Genomic DNA, 17,301 nt, shown 5'->3' with positions numbered 1-17,301 from the left:
TACCTCATTTGATTACGTGAATCTGGCGTTACACCTTGAATTCACGCAACAAACCAATGGCACTTTTGCCAAAAAGGAGTGCAAATATACGAGTTTCTGCCAGAAGAGCAAGAATTGAAGCTTAATTTTTTTCAGCCTTGATATCAGAACCTGATTTGAATTTGAATCCCAACGTTTTGCCGGTTTTCAGCAATGAGTGGCTGCTCAATGTTTGAAGTTCGGCCACGCTCACTTGGTTAATTGAGTCGTACGGTGGATTTAATAAATCAAATTCAATGGCGTGAATGGCAGCGTGATAAATGACATCTTGAATTATTTCACGTGATAATTGACTATTCATGAAGTCACGATATAACATACCTAATTGTCCTTTACCTTCAAGTTGAAAATGATTATCACGGTTAATGAATAATCGTCCGATCAAAAGACCAGTATCATTTAATCTACTGTATTCATAAGAATCTGCAAGAAAATCATAGATATGAATCACACCACAAAATGCATTCTCAGGATTTTCTTTCACGTATGAAGTTTTAGTTGCGAAATCAAATTCTGAAAATCTGAACACGTTGCTGTGCATGTGAAATATCAAAATGTCACTTCCAATATACAAGTGCGCCTCTGCTTCTCCCCGGTCTACAAAACGCAGTCTAACCCGTGGATCGTCAATTTCTTTAGCAAGTAAATTCAGGCAATGTTGCACTTCTTCTTTAAATACAGCAAACCAATTCAATGTATTTTTATAAATATCTTGCTTAAGAACTGAACGACTTTTTAAAAGCTGAATCAGGTATTCTTTTCGTGAATGTTCTGCCATAATATGTTAATACGCTTTTGCCATAATAACCCTTCGTGTTGAAGGTTTTCCGGTAACCATGCACAATCCATTTTCTTCTGTTGAATCTAGCGGAATACAACGAATGGTAGCTTTAGTTTCTGTTTTTATTTTTTCTTCAGTTTCTTTTGTTCCATCCCAGTGAACGAGGAAGAATCCACCTTGATCAATTTTCTTTTTGAAATCGTCATAACTATCAACTTTTTCAATAGAAGCATCTCTGAATTTGAGAGCCCGCTCAAAGAGATTGTTCTGAATTTCATCCAGTAATTTTACGATGTAATCAGATAAGCCATCCAGTGATATTAGCTTTTTTTCTTGCGTATCTCTGCGAGCAATTTCCGCTTGATTATTTTCCAAATCACGCATACCTAATGCAATGCGAACAGGTACGCCCTTCACTTCGTATTCAGCGAATTTCCAACCCGGGCGTTTTTGATCGTCATCATCTAGTTTAACCGTCAAGCCTTTTGCTCTCAGTTCATCAATTAATGGTTGTGATTTTGCTTTAATCTTCTCAAGTTCTTCATTCCCTCTGAAGATAGGAACTATAGCTACATGAATTGGGGCAAGCTTAGGAGGCAAAACCAAACCCTGATCATCTGAATGCGTCATGATGAGAGCCCCCATTAACCGAGTTGAAACACCCCATGAGGTAGCCCAAACAAAATCTTGTTTACCTTCTTTATCTGCAAATTTTACATCAAATGCTTTGGCAAAATTTTGTCCCAGAAAATGTGAGGTACCGGCTTGAAGTGCTTTACCATCTTGCATCATTGCTTCAATACAATACGTTTCATCAGCGCCTGCAAAACGTTCGTTCTCTGTTTTAAGTCCTTTGATAACCGGCATTGCCATATAGTTTTCAGCGAATGAGGCGTAAACGTCTAACATTTTTTCAGTTTCCTGAATTGCTTCAGTTTTGGTTGCGTGAGCGGTATGCCCTTCTTGCCATAAAAATTCTGCCGTGCGTAAAAATAATCTGGTGCGCATTTCCCATCTCACCACATTTGCCCATTGATTAATCAGTATAGGCAAATCACGATATGATTGTATCCATTTTTTATAACTACTCCAGATGATGGTTTCAGAAGTTGGGCGCACAATAAGTTCTTCACTCAATTTTGCTTCCGGATCAACAACTATTCCGCCACCGTTTTCATCAACCTTTAATCGGTAATGTGTTACAACAGCACATTCTTTTGCAAAGCCTTCAACGTGACTTGCTTCTTTACTCAAATAAGATTTTGGAATAAAAAGTGGGAAATAGGCATTGGAATGTCCTGTTTCTTTAAATTTTTTATCCAACACTTCTTTCATTTTTTCCCAAATAGCATAGCCGTAAGGTTTGATAATCATACAACCCTTTACGTCTGAATGCTCAGCTAAATCAGCCATTTTGATGATGTCTAAGTACCATTCAGAATAATCAGCTTCTCGTTTGGTAATTTTCTCTGCCATGGTTTTGGTATGGTTTTTGTTAAAATTTTGTTAATGGAAAAGCAAAGGTATAAATTTCTCAGCGCTGTTTAGTTGAGTGGGGCATTTAAACTTTTGATTATTCATTGAGGAAGAAAAAATGTAATAACCGGTCGGATCACCAGACCCCAAAAACCGAACCGTTATGAAAAAAATGTACTATTTGATTCCTGCTATCCTTCTGGTATCTTGCCAGGCGGGTAAATATGTTTATGATGACGTGTATGATCAGGCAGAAAATCCGTTTACAGCTGAAGAACAAAATGGATATGCTGATTACATAAAAGGTAACGAGAAAGAACATAAAGTGGTGATTGATGAACCGGTGCAGCAAAATAATTCTGCCTACTATGGTGATATAGATAACAACTGTGATTGCCGTAGAAATTACAATAGTCCCTTCAAATACAGATGGGGTACAGATTACATCTATTTTGGTTCTTATCAACCTTTCTCATCAAATGATTGTCCGTGCTATTATAATATGAATAATTGTGGTTATTCGCAAAATCAAAATAGCTATTATTCTCCTTACGGTTATTTTGATCATTTGGGTGTTTGGCATGGCTATCACCCCTGGATGTTTAATCCTTATAATGGTTATTTCTACAGTTACGGTGACCCATACTATATGAGCAGTTATTACTGGAATAATAATTATTACAATGGCTTTTATGGTTATTATGGTAACTCAAATAATAATTTAGGATGGTGGTACAATAACAATCAAAACTGGTCATCAGGTTCGGGTAATACATCATCATCCAATGTGATTTATGGTCATCGTGGAAACAATTTTGCCGGATCACCCAATACAACTGCTTATGATCACACGGTAAAAAACAGCAATAATAATAATAACGATAATACAGATGATGTAGAATTGTCAAACGGAGATCATCAAGACACATATGGAAGAAATATTGGAGGAACAAGTTCAACTGATATGTTTATAGATCCGGTAAATAATGAAACACCGGTTGTATCTCCCGCAAAAAATATAAAAGAAAATGGAGGCACTATTAATGCAGGGTCAGATATAAGTGCCAATACTGCAACCAATACCGTGAGTGATCAGGTGGACAACTCAGATCGCGTGATTGCAACAAATCCTTTTGATCCAACGGGAGTGAATTCAAGAAATAGTGGTGAATCCACACAACAAGAGGCAAAAACAAATTCATCATCAAGCAATACTCAAACCAGGTACACCTATACTTCAGATGATGATACGAATGCAGAGAGTGATCGTTCAACAAACGGAACAAGTCGTCAAGAAACTGAGCAACGTACTTATAATACCAATCAGCAACGCGACAATAATTCGTCAGGAAACTCATATGGTGGCCACCGCACATCAACTACTACAACTTCATCAGGCGGAAGTAATTCTTCTTCAGGATCAGGCGGACGCACTACAACAACAAGCAGAAGATAATTATGAATCGCCTGGGTTTACTATTCATTTCATTGCTGGCTTGGCAATGGGTGAGTGCGCAAAATGAAGATGATGCGTTGCGATATTCTTATACATTAATTGGAGGTTCAGCACGCAATGTAGGCACGGCCGGAGCATTCAGTGCGGTTGGCGGTGATTATTCCGTGGTCTCATCAAATCCCGCCGGTTTAGGACGATTTAAAAAACATAATTTTTCTTTTACGCAAGCATTTGAAATGCCTTATGTAGTATCTGATTATTACGGGAATAAAACGTCAACTTTTAGTGGGACGTACAAAATTTCAAATCTATCTTATATCAAAGCGTATAATCTTGATCCTGAAAAATTCAATAAATGGTATGGCGTTCAAATGGGATTAGGATACAACCGCATCTTATCTTTTCATGAGTCTCTTGATTATGAAGGAGTGCAGGACACATCTATTTTACATTCATTTATAAAAATGGCGAATGGAACTTCACCTGATAATATTTACAGTGCTTTCCCTTTTGATGCCGGTTTAGCGTATGATACGTATGCCTTGGATCCGGGAATAAATAACACGTATGTCACAGATTTTACATCCGGTACAACCACACATCATCGTACCATTAATCGCAAAGGTGGAATGGGGGAGTATAGCTTCACGCTCAGTGGAAATTACAACAACAAATTATTGCTTGGTGGCTCATTCAATATCACTCGTGTAAAATATCATGAACAATTTGAGCACCGTGAAACTTTTTCAGACACCTCGCTCTGGCTAAAGGATATTCGCTATGTATACAATTTAGATATTGAAGGTGCCGGATATGGTGCGCGACTTGGATTAATTTACATGCCAATTGATCAACTCAGAATAGGTTTTTCAGTTCAAAGTCCAACGCTATACAGATTGTCTGACGTGTGGTCTGCAACTATGTACACCAACACCGACAGTGGATTAAAGTATGTGAGTGATGAAAATATTCCGGTAGGTAAATTTAGTTACCGTGTTCAAACACCCTTGCGCGCAAATTTTTCATTCGGTTATATTTTCAAAAAAAATGCATCGGTAGGTTTTGATGTTGAAATGGTTGACTATTCTGGTGCAATTTTATCAACGAGTAAATTTTCTGAGACGCCGTATTTATTTCTTGCTGAGAATGCGCAAATTGAAAACATCTACCGCACAACATTCAATTATAAAGCGGGAGGTGAAATCAGGTTGAAAAGCCAGATATATTTACGTGCAGGTTATGCCCAGTATGGTTCACCTTTTAAACCTGAAAAAAATATTTCCAGTGATCCGGTGAGAATTTTTACTTCAGGCATTGGATATAATTTTGGCATCTTTTATATTGATGCAGCGGTTATGCTTCAGCAAAGAAAAACTCAATATTACGCGTATGATCCGGTAATGGCAGGAAGCCGTGCTGATTTTACTCATTACAATTCTTCATTCCTTGTGACATTAGGTTTGCGTTTTGAATGATAGAGCAGAAGGTTGTATCTTTGATGGTATAAATTTTCTGATATGCATTTTTCAAAACCTATTTTCCTTGTTGTAATCACTGTAGTCATGCTTTCTTCTTGTACCAAGGATCGGAAAGATCCGGAGATCATTATACACAATCCTGAAAATCACTCCGAGCATGTGATGGGCACAAGCGTAGAGGTTGATGCAACGTTTAAAGATGATCAGAATCTCAGTTGGTACAAAGTATATATTGGTGAAGAAGACGGAACATTAACACCTGATTTTCCATATCAACTTGAAGAAAATATTTCCGACAAGTCGTTTGATTTTTCTGTCTCAATAACTGTTCCAACCGGTATTGAATCAGTTTATTATCTTCACTTTGAATTGAAAGATGCAGAAGAAAAAACTGCCACCACAAAATTGATGTTACATTTTATCGAATGAAAATTTATGATTGCTAAAACTCCGCAAGCACCGTATTACGCTGTAATTTTCACTTCATCACGTACTGATGGAGATCAAGGTTATGCTGAAATGGGTAAAGAGATGTTTGATTTGGTTCAACACTATGATGGTTTTTTAGGAATGGAATCAAGCCGAACTGAAATTGGAATTACTGTTTCTTACTGGAAAGATTTGGAGTCTATCAAAGTGTGGAAAGAAAATGCGCGACATCAACTTGCTCAAAAATTCGGCAAAGAAAAATGGTACCAATTATATAAAGTACGCATTTGCAAAGTTGAGAGGGATTACGAATTTATTGCAGGATAAAAAAAAGAGAGGCTCTTGACCTCTCTCTCGATATTATTGCTTAGAATGTGTAGCGGATTGATAAGGCTGCACCGTAACCAAATGAGTTATATTCCCAATAATCCCATACTTCCCAAAGTGGTCTAGCATCAAGTCCAAGTAGAATTGGAGCCCCGGCAGAATTAAAGTCATATTCCAATCCAATCTGTCCACCAATTGCTAAAGTCAATCCATCATCATCCCAACCATTGTGGTTGTATTTTCCATCGTAAAATCCAATTGCAGCTCCCGGACCGATAAACCAGTTTAATCCACCGGTGAGATTCCATACCCAATGATATCCTGCATAAATTCCAAAATGTCTCCAATCTTTATGACTTCTGCCACCAAAATCTAATTCAAGACGATTAGCATCACCAAAACCATGTTGGTAAGATATTTCAGCGCCATTTCCTCTTCCGTCACCGTTAAGGCGAAGTCCAATGGCGTGTGGATTTACTTGTGCAGCTAAATAGTTGACAACAAAAAATAGTGCACCTGCAAGGAGTAATTTTGATTTCATAGGGTATGAGTTTAGTTTGATAAAGATAAATCCAAAATAGAATCAATCAACTTAAAATCGACCAACTGATAAAAGTTTTAGACTAACTATGCTCCATCTTTATTTTGAATTTATTTTCATTTATCCAAGTTGCGCAATTCATTCCATCTACGGCTGATGACATGATTCCGCCGGCATAACCTGCTCCTTCTCCAATTGGGTAAAGACCCGATATTTCAATGTGGTCATAACCCTGTTCACTCCGGGGTATTTTAACTGGTGACGAGGTGCGTGATTCAGGTGCGTGTAGTATTGCTTCAGAGGTAATAAATCCCGGCATTTTTTTTCCCCATTCAATGAAGGCTTTTTTTAATCTTTTGGAAATCATCAAGGGTAATATTTCATGCAGATTTACTGAAACAATTCCAGGTTGATAGCTGGATTCAGGAAGTGTGTCTGATTTTTTTTCTTCAATAAAATCAGTGAGTCGTTGGGCAGGCACGGCTTGTGTTTTACCTGATGCTACCCAACAATCATATTCAACCTTTTTCTGAAAATTCAGACAAATAAAAGGATCATCTACTGCGTTTTTTAACAGATGTTTTGGTTCAATTTGAACAACAATTCCTGAATTGGCAAATGCATTATTTCTTTTTGACGGAGACCATCCATTTGTTACTACCTCGTGAGATGCCGTGGCACAAGGTGCAACAATGCCACCCGGGCACATACAGAATGAATAAACACCCATGTCATCTATTTGAGTAACGAGTGAATAGGCAGCAGGTGGCAATAAATCATTACTTGATAATCCGTGATATTGAATATGATCAATCAATTTTTGAGGATGTTCAATTCGCACTCCAAGTGCAAAAGGTTTTGCTTCAATTTTAATTTGTTTACGATGTAATAATTCAAAAATATCACGGGCTGAATGTCCGGTTGCTAAAACAAGATGTGAGCACGGAATGCGTTGTGCATCATTGATAGTAAACTCTTTAATTTGATTATTCTCAACAGTTATATCAGTAAGTTTGGAATTAAAATGTACCTCACCGCCACAGGCAATTATTTTTTCACGCATGGCTTGAATTATTTTGGGTAAACGATTAGTTCCAATATGCGGATGTGCATTTACCAGAATATCTTTGTCAGCACCAAAATGTACAAACCATTCCAACGCACGCTGAACGTTTCCTCTTTTTTTTGAACGGGTATATAATTTACCGTCAGAGAATGTGCCAGCGCCTCCTTCTCCAAAACAATAATTAGAATCAGGATTTACCATGTGATCACGATGAATATTTACGAGATCTCGCCGTCTTGATCTCACATCTTTACCGCGTTCAAAAATCACTGGTTTTATGCCTAGTTCAAGAGCTTGCAAGGCGGTGAATAATCCGGCAGGACCGCAACCAATAATATGTATTGTATGATTTGATTTAATTGGCGCCGGAAAAAACCATGATGTTATTTCTTCATACGTTTCATTCACGTATACTTCACAGCGTAAATTGTAGCGTATATTTTTTTTACGCGCATCTAAAGACCGTTTTCTGATTTCTATGTGTGAAATATCTTTCTGCTCAATATTAAGCAGCAAACAAACCTGCTCACGTATGAATAGGTCATTTTGAATCTCTTGCCAAGGAATGCTAATGTCAATAATTTGTATCACCCCTCAAAGGTAATAGAAAACCACCAGGTTTGTGAACGCAATGAGCGCAGCGGATCACTAAAAAATGTTTGGTCATGTATCAACAAATCATTTATGCCGTTGGATAATTTTATGTCAATGCCAAATTTAAAATAGGGGAGATAGAAATCAAATCCGCCGCCAACTTGATAGGAAAATTCATGCTCTCTCAAACGAAGAATTGGATCATTTAATTTTGGATCCACATCTTTTTGACTTGCCAAATCATAGCTATAACATAAGCCGGTTATGGCATACGCTGAAAAATTGGTCAGACGACGTGTATTGAATTTCATCAGCAAAGGAAAGTTTAATAGCGTGCGCTCGTTTCTTGTTGTTTTTGATTTCTGTTGATCATTTTCAACGTATTGATAGGTAACAGCAGTTTCATGAAATGACAGTGATGGCACCAGACGCACATTGTAAACAGGATGAGGATTCCATGATACAACCGGAATGTGAATACCCATGCCAGGACCTTGTTCAATGATGATATTAGAAATTCCATTTTTTGAACTTGTGGACGTGTTGAGTTGGTAGTTAAAATCTGAAATGGTTATACCCAGCATGGTTCCAAAGTGAAAATCTTTATATTCAAAATAGGGGTAGTTACGCCCATTTCGTTGGCTGTTTGCCTGAATAGATAGAAGAACGAGTATTAAAATATTACAGGATTTTTTCATGCCGCGTTGTCAGGTAAACGCCGCTTGATTAAAATTATTTCAAATGGGGATAGTTTGAATAAAATTTGCAATCATTTTTTTTCCGTGTTCGGTCATGATGGATTCCGGATGAAATTGCGTGCCAAAAATAGGTAACAACTTGTGTTCAAAAGCCATGATGACCTTGTTTTCAGAACGCGCTGTGATCGTTAATTCAGATGGAAAATTATTTTCATCAGCTGCCCATGAATGATAAAGTCCGACATACATTTCACTAGGTAAATTCTGAAAAAGTATGCTGTTTTTTTCTGTATTTATTTTTTCAGATACACCATGTTTGACTTTTTTCTGATTGAATAAAGTTCCGCCAAAATGTTCAACAATGGCTTGAAATCCAAGACAGATTCCAAGTACCGGTTTATGAGAAATAACCCGTTGAAGAATTTCCATTAATTGTCCTGATTCACTCGGTAAACCAGGTCCCGGAGAAATAACAATTGCATCTGATGATTGAATGTGAGCTATAAAATCTTCATCATTTCTTTTTACTAGTACTTCTGCATTGTTGGCTTCAAGGTAATGCACCAAATTAAAGGTGAACGAATCGTAGTTATCTATAAGCAAAATGCGCATGAGAATGTGGTGGTAAAGTTTTAAGTTATTGTTTATGCATTATTGCTATTTTTGAATTCGGGAAATTTCCATGAAAGACAAGAAATCCGGTTCAAAGATAACGCGCAGAAAATTTCTGGCAAATTCCAGTATGTTTGTGGCGGGTACTTTTGTTATGTCTGCTCTGGATTGTGTCTCTACACCTGAATCAATAATTGAAAATAAAACAGAAAGAAAAAATATGAAAAAAATTATCTCAACAAAAAAAGCACCCGGCGCTATTGGTCCGTATAGTCAAGCTGTTCTTGTGAATGGCTTTTTATATACCTCAGGACAAATTGCTATCAACCCTGAATCAGGAGAGCTGGTGATGGATACCATTCAAAACGAAACCCATCAAGTGATGAAAAATTTGAAGGCCTTGTTAGAAGAAGCAAGCGTGGATTTTAGTCATGTAGTGAAGACCAGTATTTTTTTGCAGAGTATGAAAGATTTTCAAGCAGTGAATGAAGTGTATGCTTCTTATTTCAATGAAGATTTTCCTGCTCGGGAAACGGTAGAAGTTGGCGGTTTACCAAAGGGAGTAAATGTTGAAATTTCTATGATTGCGGTGGTTGAATAAGTCCTGTTCTATTTTCTGTAAAACAACCAATAACCGGTTAGAAAGTAGAGCGTAATCATGAGTAAAAGCACAAAATCAACCAATGAAGTTTCATGCCAGATGTAGGCTGGTCCCATCACAAAGAACATGACCACGTAGATTGCTGCGTTAGAAAAAATGTAGAGCAGGAATCCTGATTTTATTTGTCGCCAGATTAGAATTAAACCAACGAGTGATGTTGCCGAAAGAATCAACTGAATAAAGGCATGAATCAATATCCAATTGGTAATATTGCCATGCAAAAAATACTGATACCTGCCGCCAACACGGTTAAAAGCCATTTCTAGTTCGTTGGCATGATCAAGCGTGTCCATCAAAATCATACTTAAAAAACTCATCAGGTTCCATGAGAAAAAATAGAACCAGATGCAGAGGGCAATTGCCACAGAAATTTGTGTCAAAAGATTTGGTTTTTTTGTGCCGATAATAAATATCCAAATTCGTTGAAGAATATTTATTTTCTGAATTTTCTCAAGCATAAGGCAAAGGTAATAAATACCAATTCAGAAACCGTATTGAATTGCTATAACTTCAGTTTTAGGCAGTTCATGTTCGAAATGAATGAAATCTTAAATCAGGTGTATTTAACGGCGTTGTACCATGGAGCGAATCGCATTCGCCCCTACCAATTAATGCAATTAACATTTCTTCACACCTCAAATTTTGTGACACCACATGAACGAGGTACTTTTGCACCGGCATAAATGAACCACGACTCATTGCTGTCACCAACAAACTGAAATATCTATACTATGAAATTATTTCTCACATCATGCATTGCTTTGTTCTCGGTTATTGGATTTTCCAATGAGAATGATTCACTTTGTGTAAGCTATAACCTGCGTGATAGCATTGTGGTATATGCTGAAAATTTTGTTGGAACTCCCTACAAGTGGGGCGGAGAATCAACAGATGGTTTTGATTGTTCAGGATTCGTACTTTATGTATTCAAAAAATTCGGAATTAAATTACCTCATTCTAGTGCAGCTATGGGTAATTTGGGTGTGAAAAAAGAAAAGGAATGTGCTGAAACCGGCGATATCATTTTATTCAAAGGCACTCAAAGTTCTAGCATTGGACATGTGGGTATCGTTTTTGATAATGGAGGAGAAGATTTGATTTTCATTCACTCATCATCCTATCGCGGAGGCGGAGTAAAAATCTCAAAACTCTCTGATGGATACTATACCCAGCGCTTTGTGAAAGTGGTGGATGTGCTTTCATAGATACAAAGTACTTCAGCAATTCTGCTTTCAATTTTAGTGTTTCATTATTTTTAAGAAGCAACAAGCTATTCTGTTTTCACTTGCATTCTTTATATTTACTTCATTAATGACGGATAATGAGGTTTTTCACGATTGTTATTTTATTTAATTTTTCAATTCTTTCCAGAGCACAAGATATAAGAGATTCTCTTTGGAAAATGATTGAAGTGACTCAGGATGATTCTGTGCGCACCTCATGTTATATGACATTGATAGGGCAATATATCTATTTTGATGCAGATAGTTCACGTCTGATGTGTGAAAAGACAATTTCAATGTCAGAACAATATAATCTTTCTACCATTAAACCTGAAGCTTATGCATGGATGGCTTATATTGTGGAGTTAAATGGTGAATTAGATCTATTCAAATACTATTCTGAAAAAGCATTGATTTGTTATAGGTCAATAGGTCACAAAGTAGGTGAAGCAATTGTTCTTTCAAATCTGGGCTTGTATTATTTGAGAATTGGCAATTATACTGAGAGTATCAGAAAATTTGAAGCCAGTATAAACAAATCAATTGAAGTTGGAGATTCTACCAATATTGGAATTACGTACAGCAATATATCCTATCTCTATTATTTACAGGGAAATCTTGATGCAGCAATTCAGGCTGGGATTAAAAGTATTGAACTCAATAGAATTTACGGAAATCCGCATACAGTTTCTATATCACTTTCTAATGTCGGTGCTATGTATAACAAACAAAAAAGATTTGATGAGGCCATTGTCTATTTCAGAGAAGCGCTGCTTATACAAGAAACACTTTTTGATACCATCAGCATGACCGGAACTTTAACGAATCTTGGTGAATTGTATCAACTTACCAATAAAATTGATTCAGCAGTTAGTTGTTATAATAACGTGTTATTGTTTTGTAAAGACGGAAATGCCCCTGACGTCAAGATATCTGCTCTAAGTCATTTGACAAGAATATATGTTGATTTCGGAAATCTTGATTCAGCAAATTATTTTGCAGAGCAACATCTTGAACTTGCTGAAGATTTACATTATGCTGATCATCTTGTTAAAGCATATAAATTGAGTAATTCAGTTGATATGAGAATGGCTGATTCTACCCAAGTTTTGCAGCGTCTTGAAAAAGTGATTGCTATCAATAACCTGGCAATGGAAATCAACTTCAATTTACTCACCGAGGCTGAGAAAGAATTGTACTTTCAAACATTAGCCTACGATTATGAACTCTATTTTTCTGCACTTATTCATCTTGATCAATACACTGATTCTGCCTCAATTCATTTTTACAATACCGTATTGATGAATAAAGGATTTTTGCTCAAATCCGTTTCTGAATTTAGGAATAGAATTCTAGCATCAGGAGATAGTATTTTAATTAAAGATTACGCTGATTGGACATCAATTCAAAAGGAGATGGCTGAACAAAAGAATATTTTATTGATTGATTCTTTAAAAAAAGAAGCCAACTCATTGGAGAAAAAAATGGCCATGCATGAATTAGACGGAACTGATTATTATTCATCAGGCGCCACCAACTTTGTTGACGTAATGAACAAATTGAATCCCGGTGAGGCCGCCATTGAATTTGTTGCGTTTAAAGATTGGTATAGTGATGAGGATGCAGGAGAAATTAGATATTTTGCATTGGTAATCCTCAATGGAAGCAATAGACCATTATTGATTAGTTTGTGCTCAGGTATTGAACTTGGGGAAGTGTTAGGTAAATATCCCGGAAATAATTTGGAATACATCAATTCAATTTATGGAACAGATGAAATGCTGCAAGCTGATTTATATAAACTTATTTGGCAACCGATAGAATCAGTACTAACCGGAATCAAAACTATTTATTTCTCTCCTGCAGGATTGCTGCATAAGGTTTCATTTGCTGCCATGCGCGCGGCTGACGGGGAATATTTATCTGCTAAATTCAGTTTAATACAACTTAGCAGTACTGCGCAAATTGCTGATATGAAAAATCCTCAAATTGATAAGCATAATAATTTGTTGATGTTTGGAGGTATCCAATTTATAGGGAAAAATAAACAACAAGAAGTTTGGGCTTATCTGCCCGGTTCGTTGTCAGAAATTAATACCATCACCGAGCTTTCCAATAATAAAAAAATCAGCGCAAAACATTATTCCGGAGATAGGGCAACTGAAACTAATTTCACGGTGGAGGCGCCTGAATTTGAATTGGTGCACATTGCAACGCATGGATTTTTTTATCCGTTGATAGTTAATTTCGAAACAGATACTTCACTTAGTTCTCAGCAAAAACCTGAGTTTAGGGGCGCATCTTACCAGCATGCGTATGGTCAATTTGTTGTCAATGAAAATCCGTTAATGAGATCAGGACTTGTTTTTGCAAATGGCAATGATTGTTGGCTAAATACTGACTCTGCGGGATCAGATGGCGTGTTGACTGCATTTGAAGTTTCTAATCTTAACCTAAGAAAAAATAAGCTCATGGTTTTGTCAGCTTGTGAAACCGGGCTCGGCGATATTGATGAAACAGAAGGCGTATATGGTTTACAGCGTGCCTTTAAAATTGCCGGATCTGATTTCCTTATCATGAGTTTATGGCAAGTGCCTGATGCCGAAACTGTGGTGTTTATGGAACTGTTCTACACTCATTTATTCAAGCATCATCATATTGTTGACGCTTTTCAGCACGCTCAACATGGAATGCAACAAAAATATGATCCGTATTACTGGGCGGCTTTTGTATTGATTCAGTGAAAACAAAAACTTTTCTCCAAAAAAAAACCTCTCCAAAACGGAGAGGTTTATCCAATGTATGATAAGTTAAAACTTATTGTTTTGCTAGTTTTTCGTCAGAAACGGTTAATCTACTTCTTCCTTTTTTTCTGCGAGCCGCTAATACGCGTCTTCCGTTAGCAGTTGCCATACGGCTTCTGAAACCGTGTTTGTTTCTTCTTTTTCTGACTGATGGTTGATATGTTCTTTTGCTCATGGCGCTTTGGTATTAGCTGTTAATGTCAATTTTCCGATTCAAATCGGAGCGCAAAGATACAACAAATCTCAATAATACAAAGGTGTCCCTACTTTTTTTTGTAATTTGCCCTTGAATTTATTATAAAAACACCTGTAATTACGGTACTTTTGCACCCAATGGAAAAAAATTCATCACGCAAAATTAAGGCAGCCTCAGCAAAGATTACGCTCAAGCGCTTACTTTATTTCATCAAACCTTACCGTTCTGTCTATCTCACCGGCTGGCTTTTTCTGGTTCTAAGCAGCGCAACAGCCATGTTATTTCCTGCGCTGATGGGGCAATTACTTGGTGCCAATCCAAATGAAAAACCTATCATGCAATTGCCCGGATTAGATTTTAATAATATCAATAACGTATTGCTTGTCATGTTGATTGTTTTTGGAGCGCAGGCTATTTTTTCATTTTTCAGAGTGGTGCTTTTTAATCAGGTTACTGAACAGGTTTTGCGTGATATTCGCCTGGTTTCATTTAATAGACTACTTTTTTTACCCGTTAATTTCTACAACAGAAATCAGGTGGGTGAACTCACTTCTCGCATTGCTACTGATGTACAATTGTTACAAGATACTTTTAATACTACCATTGCAGAATTTTTTCGGCAACTGTTAACGATTGTTGTTTCTGTTACGGTCATCTTTTTTATTTCATGGAAACTTTGTCTGTGGATGCTGGCAGTGGTTCCTGTGCTTGCGCTTATTGCTTTAGTTTTTGGAAGATACATTCGTTCTCTGTCCAAAAAAGCGCAAACTGAATCTGCTAATGCAAATAATATTTTGGCTGAAGCGTTGACCGGTATTCTCAATGTCAAAGCATATACCAATGAAAATTTTGAATCAAATCGTTATGCAAAATCTATTACTGAAGTATTGAAAAGCAATATTAAAAGTGGTTTAATGCGCGGGCTATTTGTATCGTTTATTATTTTTTGCCTGTTCGGCGGAATTGCATTTATCATTTGGAAAGCAAAGGAAATGCAAAACGGGGGAGAGATAACGGGATCAGAATTTACATCCTTTATTATCTATACTATTTTCATTGGAACCAGTTTTGGATCTATACCTGATTTGTATGCAAAACTTCAAAAGGCAATTGGATCTACTGAACATATCATTGGCATTTTAGATGAAGTAGAAGAAGAAGGAATAGAAGGGCAAAACATAGTGCAATGCCAAGGCGAAATCAGTTTTGAAAAGGTGAACTTTTTTTATCCTGAACGAAAAGAAAATATTGTTTTACAAGATATTTCATTTCAGTGTAAACCGGGTCATATTACTGCATTAGCGGGCGGTTCAGGTGGCGGCAAATCTACCATTGCGGCATTGCTTCAAAAATTTTATTTGCCTGCAAGCGGTACAATCACTGTTGACGGTATTGCATACAATTCCATTTCAAACAAATCATTGCGAGAAAAAATTGCCGTTGTTCCGCAAGAGGTTATTCTTTTTGGTGGATCCATCCGAGAAAATATTTTATATGGTCGGCCTGACGCAACAGACGAAGAGGTCATTGAAGCAGCAAGACAAGCCAATGCCTATGATTTTATCATGAGTTTTCCGCATCAATTTGAAACCTTGGTAGGTGAAAGAGGTATTCAACTTTCAGGCGGGCAAAGACAGCGTATTGCCATTGCGCGTGCAGTATTAAAAAAACCACGCATTTTAATTCTTGATGAAGCTACCAGTGCTCTTGATTCTGAATCAGAAAAATTAGTGCAGGCTGCATTAGATAAATTGATGGTTGGTTGTACGTCGTTTGTCATTGCGCATCGTTTATCAACTATTCAAAATGCTGATCAGATTCTTGTTTTAGAAAATGGAAAAATTACTGAAAGCGGCCGGCACGAAGAACTCATAAAAAAAGACGGGACTTATGCCCGTCTTCATAGAATTCAAGTAACTGAAGAAAAATTATTATCCTAAGTAGGCTCTGAGAATTTTACTGCGTGAAGCGTTCTTCAATTTTCTTATTCCTTTTTCTTTGATTTGACGCACACGTTCACGGGTAAGGTCAAATCGCTCACCAATTTCTGCCAGGGTCATAGGGGCTGATCCGTCTAAACCATAATACAATCGGATCACATCTGCTTCACGATGTTTCAGGGTATTTAAAGATCGCAGAATTTCACCACGTAAAGACTCAATAATCAGATCTTTCTCTGGATTATTGTTGTCACCCTGCATGATATCAAGCAATGTAGATGATCCTTCATCGTCGTCTTTCAATGGAGCATCCATACTGATGTGTCGGGTAGAACCGGCCAAAGATTGTTTCACGTCAGCGTCAGAAATATCTAAGGCATCAGCAAGTTCATCAATGGTTGGTGTGCGCCCAAGTTGTTGTTCTAATTCAGCAAAAGCTTTATTCACTTTGTTGATCAGTCCAATTTTATTGAGAGGTAGTCTGACAATACGTGCCTGCTCAGCTAAAGCTTGAAGGATAGATTGGCGAATCCACCACACGGCGTATGAAATAAATTTGAATCCGCGCGTTTCATCAAATCGTTGGGCTGCTTTAATTAATCCAAGATTTCCTTCATTGATTAAATCAGGCAGTGATAATCCTTGATTTTGATATTGTTTTGAAACAGAAACCACAAAACGAAGGTTTGCTTTTGTCAATCGGTCTAATGCTTTGGTATCTCCTTGCTTTATTCTGCGAGCCAGGTCTACTTCTTCATCCGGGGTAAGCAATTCAACTCTTCCAATTTCTTGCAAATATTTGTCAAGTGATGCTGTTTCTCTGTTAGTAACCTGTTTGGTAATTTTTAACTGCCTCATGTCTGTAGTTTTTTAGGTTTGTACTCCTGTTAGTTAAGACGGGTAAACCTTCGTATGGGTTGGCTTATCTGTTGGCTGTCCGTTTTGTTTTTCGTTTAAGTTTAGTCATTTTTTTTTAATTC

At 37.1% G+C, this 17,301-nt stretch carries 17 protein-coding genes; 8 read left to right on the top strand and 9 right to left on the bottom strand.

Annotated features, from left to right (window positions below):
- Positions 1 to 121 precede the first annotated feature (121 nt).
- Positions 122 to 817: a hypothetical protein gene (locus tag IPH66_09325; GenBank protein MBK7129546.1), complete on the bottom strand. Its 696-nt coding sequence runs from the start codon at positions 815 to 817 to the stop codon at positions 122 to 124.
- 6 nt (positions 818 to 823) lie between these two features.
- Positions 824 to 2,296 (bottom strand): proline--tRNA ligase, encoded by a 1,473-nt coding sequence (locus IPH66_09320; protein ID MBK7129545.1) that lies wholly within the window; start codon positions 2,294 to 2,296, stop codon positions 824 to 826.
- A 163-nt stretch (positions 2,297 to 2,459) separates the two neighbouring features.
- On the opposite strand from IPH66_09320, the gene IPH66_09315 reads away from it, so the two are divergent.
- Genes IPH66_09315 through IPH66_09300 form a run of 4 tightly spaced genes read left to right on the top strand, consistent with a single transcriptional unit; the run spans position 2,460 to position 5,986 of the window.
- Positions 2,460 to 3,752, top strand: a complete 1,293-nt coding sequence (locus tag IPH66_09315; GenBank protein MBK7129544.1) for a hypothetical protein — start codon at positions 2,460 to 2,462, stop codon at positions 3,750 to 3,752.
- A 2-nt stretch (positions 3,753 to 3,754) separates the two neighbouring features.
- A complete protein-coding gene (locus IPH66_09310; GenBank protein ID MBK7129543.1) occupies positions 3,755 to 5,227 on the top strand; it encodes an outer membrane protein transport protein in 1,473 nt (490 codons plus the stop codon).
- A gap of 42 nt (positions 5,228 to 5,269) precedes the next feature.
- On the top strand, positions 5,270 to 5,659 hold the full coding sequence (locus IPH66_09305; protein MBK7129542.1) for a hypothetical protein: 390 nt from the start codon (positions 5,270 to 5,272) through the stop codon (positions 5,657 to 5,659).
- Positions 5,660 to 5,665: 6 nt separating this feature from the next.
- Complete coding sequence (locus IPH66_09300) at positions 5,666 to 5,986, top strand: antibiotic biosynthesis monooxygenase (protein MBK7129541.1); 321 nt, start codon at positions 5,666 to 5,668, stop codon at positions 5,984 to 5,986.
- A 40-nt stretch (positions 5,987 to 6,026) separates the two neighbouring features.
- On the opposite strand, the gene IPH66_09295 is transcribed toward IPH66_09300, so the two are convergent.
- The 4 genes from IPH66_09295 to IPH66_09280 all read right to left on the bottom strand — a co-directional run bounded on the left by IPH66_09295 (position 6,027) and on the right by IPH66_09280 (position 9,497).
- Complete coding sequence (locus tag IPH66_09295; GenBank protein MBK7129540.1) at positions 6,027 to 6,527, bottom strand: hypothetical protein; 501 nt, start codon at positions 6,525 to 6,527, stop codon at positions 6,027 to 6,029.
- Positions 6,528 to 6,609: 82 nt separating this feature from the next.
- Entirely contained in the window at positions 6,610 to 8,184 is a 1,575-nt protein-coding gene (locus tag IPH66_09290; GenBank protein ID MBK7129539.1) for an FAD-binding protein, read from the bottom strand.
- A complete protein-coding gene (locus IPH66_09285; protein ID MBK7129538.1) occupies positions 8,181 to 8,885 on the bottom strand; it encodes an outer membrane beta-barrel protein in 705 nt (234 codons plus the stop codon). Before IPH66_09285 ends, IPH66_09290 begins: the two co-directional genes overlap by 4 nt.
- A 39-nt stretch (positions 8,886 to 8,924) precedes the next feature.
- Positions 8,925 to 9,497 (bottom strand): aminodeoxychorismate/anthranilate synthase component II, encoded by a 573-nt coding sequence (locus IPH66_09280; protein ID MBK7129537.1) that lies wholly within the window; start codon positions 9,495 to 9,497, stop codon positions 8,925 to 8,927.
- Positions 9,498 to 9,717: 220 nt separating this feature from the next.
- Here IPH66_09280 and IPH66_09275 point away from each other — a divergent pair, with 220 nt between their 5' ends.
- On the top strand, positions 9,718 to 10,098 hold the full coding sequence (locus tag IPH66_09275) for a RidA family protein (protein MBK7129536.1): 381 nt from the start codon (positions 9,718 to 9,720) through the stop codon (positions 10,096 to 10,098).
- A gap of 8 nt (positions 10,099 to 10,106) precedes the next feature.
- Here IPH66_09275 and IPH66_09270 read toward each other — a convergent pair whose 3' ends face one another.
- Positions 10,107 to 10,616 (bottom strand): efflux RND transporter permease subunit, encoded by a 510-nt coding sequence (locus IPH66_09270; protein ID MBK7129535.1) that lies wholly within the window; start codon positions 10,614 to 10,616, stop codon positions 10,107 to 10,109.
- Between the two features lie 273 nt (positions 10,617 to 10,889).
- Between IPH66_09270 and IPH66_09265 the strand changes: the two genes are divergently transcribed.
- On the top strand, positions 10,890 to 11,363 hold the full coding sequence (locus IPH66_09265) for a C40 family peptidase (protein MBK7129534.1): 474 nt from the start codon (positions 10,890 to 10,892) through the stop codon (positions 11,361 to 11,363).
- A gap of 116 nt (positions 11,364 to 11,479) precedes the next feature.
- On the top strand, positions 11,480 to 14,125 hold the full coding sequence (locus tag IPH66_09260; GenBank protein ID MBK7129533.1) for a CHAT domain-containing protein: 2,646 nt from the start codon (positions 11,480 to 11,482) through the stop codon (positions 14,123 to 14,125).
- A 73-nt stretch (positions 14,126 to 14,198) separates the two neighbouring features.
- Here IPH66_09260 and rpmH read toward each other — a convergent pair whose 3' ends face one another.
- Positions 14,199 to 14,360, bottom strand: a complete 162-nt coding sequence (rpmH, locus tag IPH66_09255) for a 50S ribosomal protein L34 (protein ID MBK7129532.1) — start codon at positions 14,358 to 14,360, stop codon at positions 14,199 to 14,201.
- Between the two features lie 158 nt (positions 14,361 to 14,518).
- Here rpmH and IPH66_09250 point away from each other — a divergent pair, with 158 nt between their 5' ends.
- Complete coding sequence (locus IPH66_09250; GenBank protein ID MBK7129531.1) at positions 14,519 to 16,321, top strand: ATP-binding cassette domain-containing protein; 1,803 nt, start codon at positions 14,519 to 14,521, stop codon at positions 16,319 to 16,321.
- Here the strand turns inward: IPH66_09250 and IPH66_09245 are convergent.
- A complete protein-coding gene (locus tag IPH66_09245) occupies positions 16,313 to 17,179 on the bottom strand; it encodes a sigma-70 family RNA polymerase sigma factor (protein MBK7129530.1) in 867 nt (288 codons plus the stop codon). The genes IPH66_09250 and IPH66_09245 overlap by 9 nt on opposite strands.
- Positions 17,180 to 17,301: the final 122 nt, after the last annotated feature.

It is taken from the genome of Crocinitomicaceae bacterium (assembly GCA_016708105.1).
Taxonomy (GTDB): Bacteria; Bacteroidota; Bacteroidia; order Flavobacteriales_D; family Crocinitomicaceae; genus JADJGJ01.
Note: the sequence above shows the minus strand (reverse complement) of the source record. Positions and strands in the feature narration are given on the sequence as shown.

Coding starts and splice junctions, on each gene's coding strand:
- IPH66_09320 (MBK7129545.1), bottom strand. CDS start 2,296: ATGGCAGAGAAAATTACCAAACGAGAAGCTGATTATTCTGAATGGTAC.
- IPH66_09245 (MBK7129530.1), bottom strand. CDS start 17,179: ATGAGGCAGTTAAAAATTACCAAACAGGTTACTAACAGAGAAACAGCA.
- rpmH (MBK7129532.1), bottom strand. CDS start 14,360: ATGAGCAAAAGAACATATCAACCATCAGTCAGAAAAAGAAGAAACAAA.
- IPH66_09300 (MBK7129541.1), top strand. CDS start 5,666: ATGATTGCTAAAACTCCGCAAGCACCGTATTACGCTGTAATTTTCACT.
- IPH66_09265 (MBK7129534.1), top strand. CDS start 10,890: ATGAAATTATTTCTCACATCATGCATTGCTTTGTTCTCGGTTATTGGA.
- IPH66_09260 (MBK7129533.1), top strand. CDS start 11,480: ATGAGGTTTTTCACGATTGTTATTTTATTTAATTTTTCAATTCTTTCC.
- IPH66_09310 (MBK7129543.1), top strand. CDS start 3,755: ATGAATCGCCTGGGTTTACTATTCATTTCATTGCTGGCTTGGCAATGG.
- IPH66_09275 (MBK7129536.1), top strand. CDS start 9,718: ATGAAAAAAATTATCTCAACAAAAAAAGCACCCGGCGCTATTGGTCCG.
- IPH66_09270 (MBK7129535.1), bottom strand. CDS start 10,616: ATGCTTGAGAAAATTCAGAAAATAAATATTCTTCAACGAATTTGGATA.
- IPH66_09280 (MBK7129537.1), bottom strand. CDS start 9,497: ATGCGCATTTTGCTTATAGATAACTACGATTCGTTCACCTTTAATTTG.
- IPH66_09325 (MBK7129546.1), bottom strand. CDS start 817: ATGGCAGAACATTCACGAAAAGAATACCTGATTCAGCTTTTAAAAAGT.
- IPH66_09285 (MBK7129538.1), bottom strand. CDS start 8,885: ATGAAAAAATCCTGTAATATTTTAATACTCGTTCTTCTATCTATTCAG.
- IPH66_09295 (MBK7129540.1), bottom strand. CDS start 6,527: ATGAAATCAAAATTACTCCTTGCAGGTGCACTATTTTTTGTTGTCAAC.
- IPH66_09315 (MBK7129544.1), top strand. CDS start 2,460: ATGAAAAAAATGTACTATTTGATTCCTGCTATCCTTCTGGTATCTTGC.
- IPH66_09250 (MBK7129531.1), top strand. CDS start 14,519: ATGGAAAAAAATTCATCACGCAAAATTAAGGCAGCCTCAGCAAAGATT.
- IPH66_09305 (MBK7129542.1), top strand. CDS start 5,270: ATGCATTTTTCAAAACCTATTTTCCTTGTTGTAATCACTGTAGTCATG.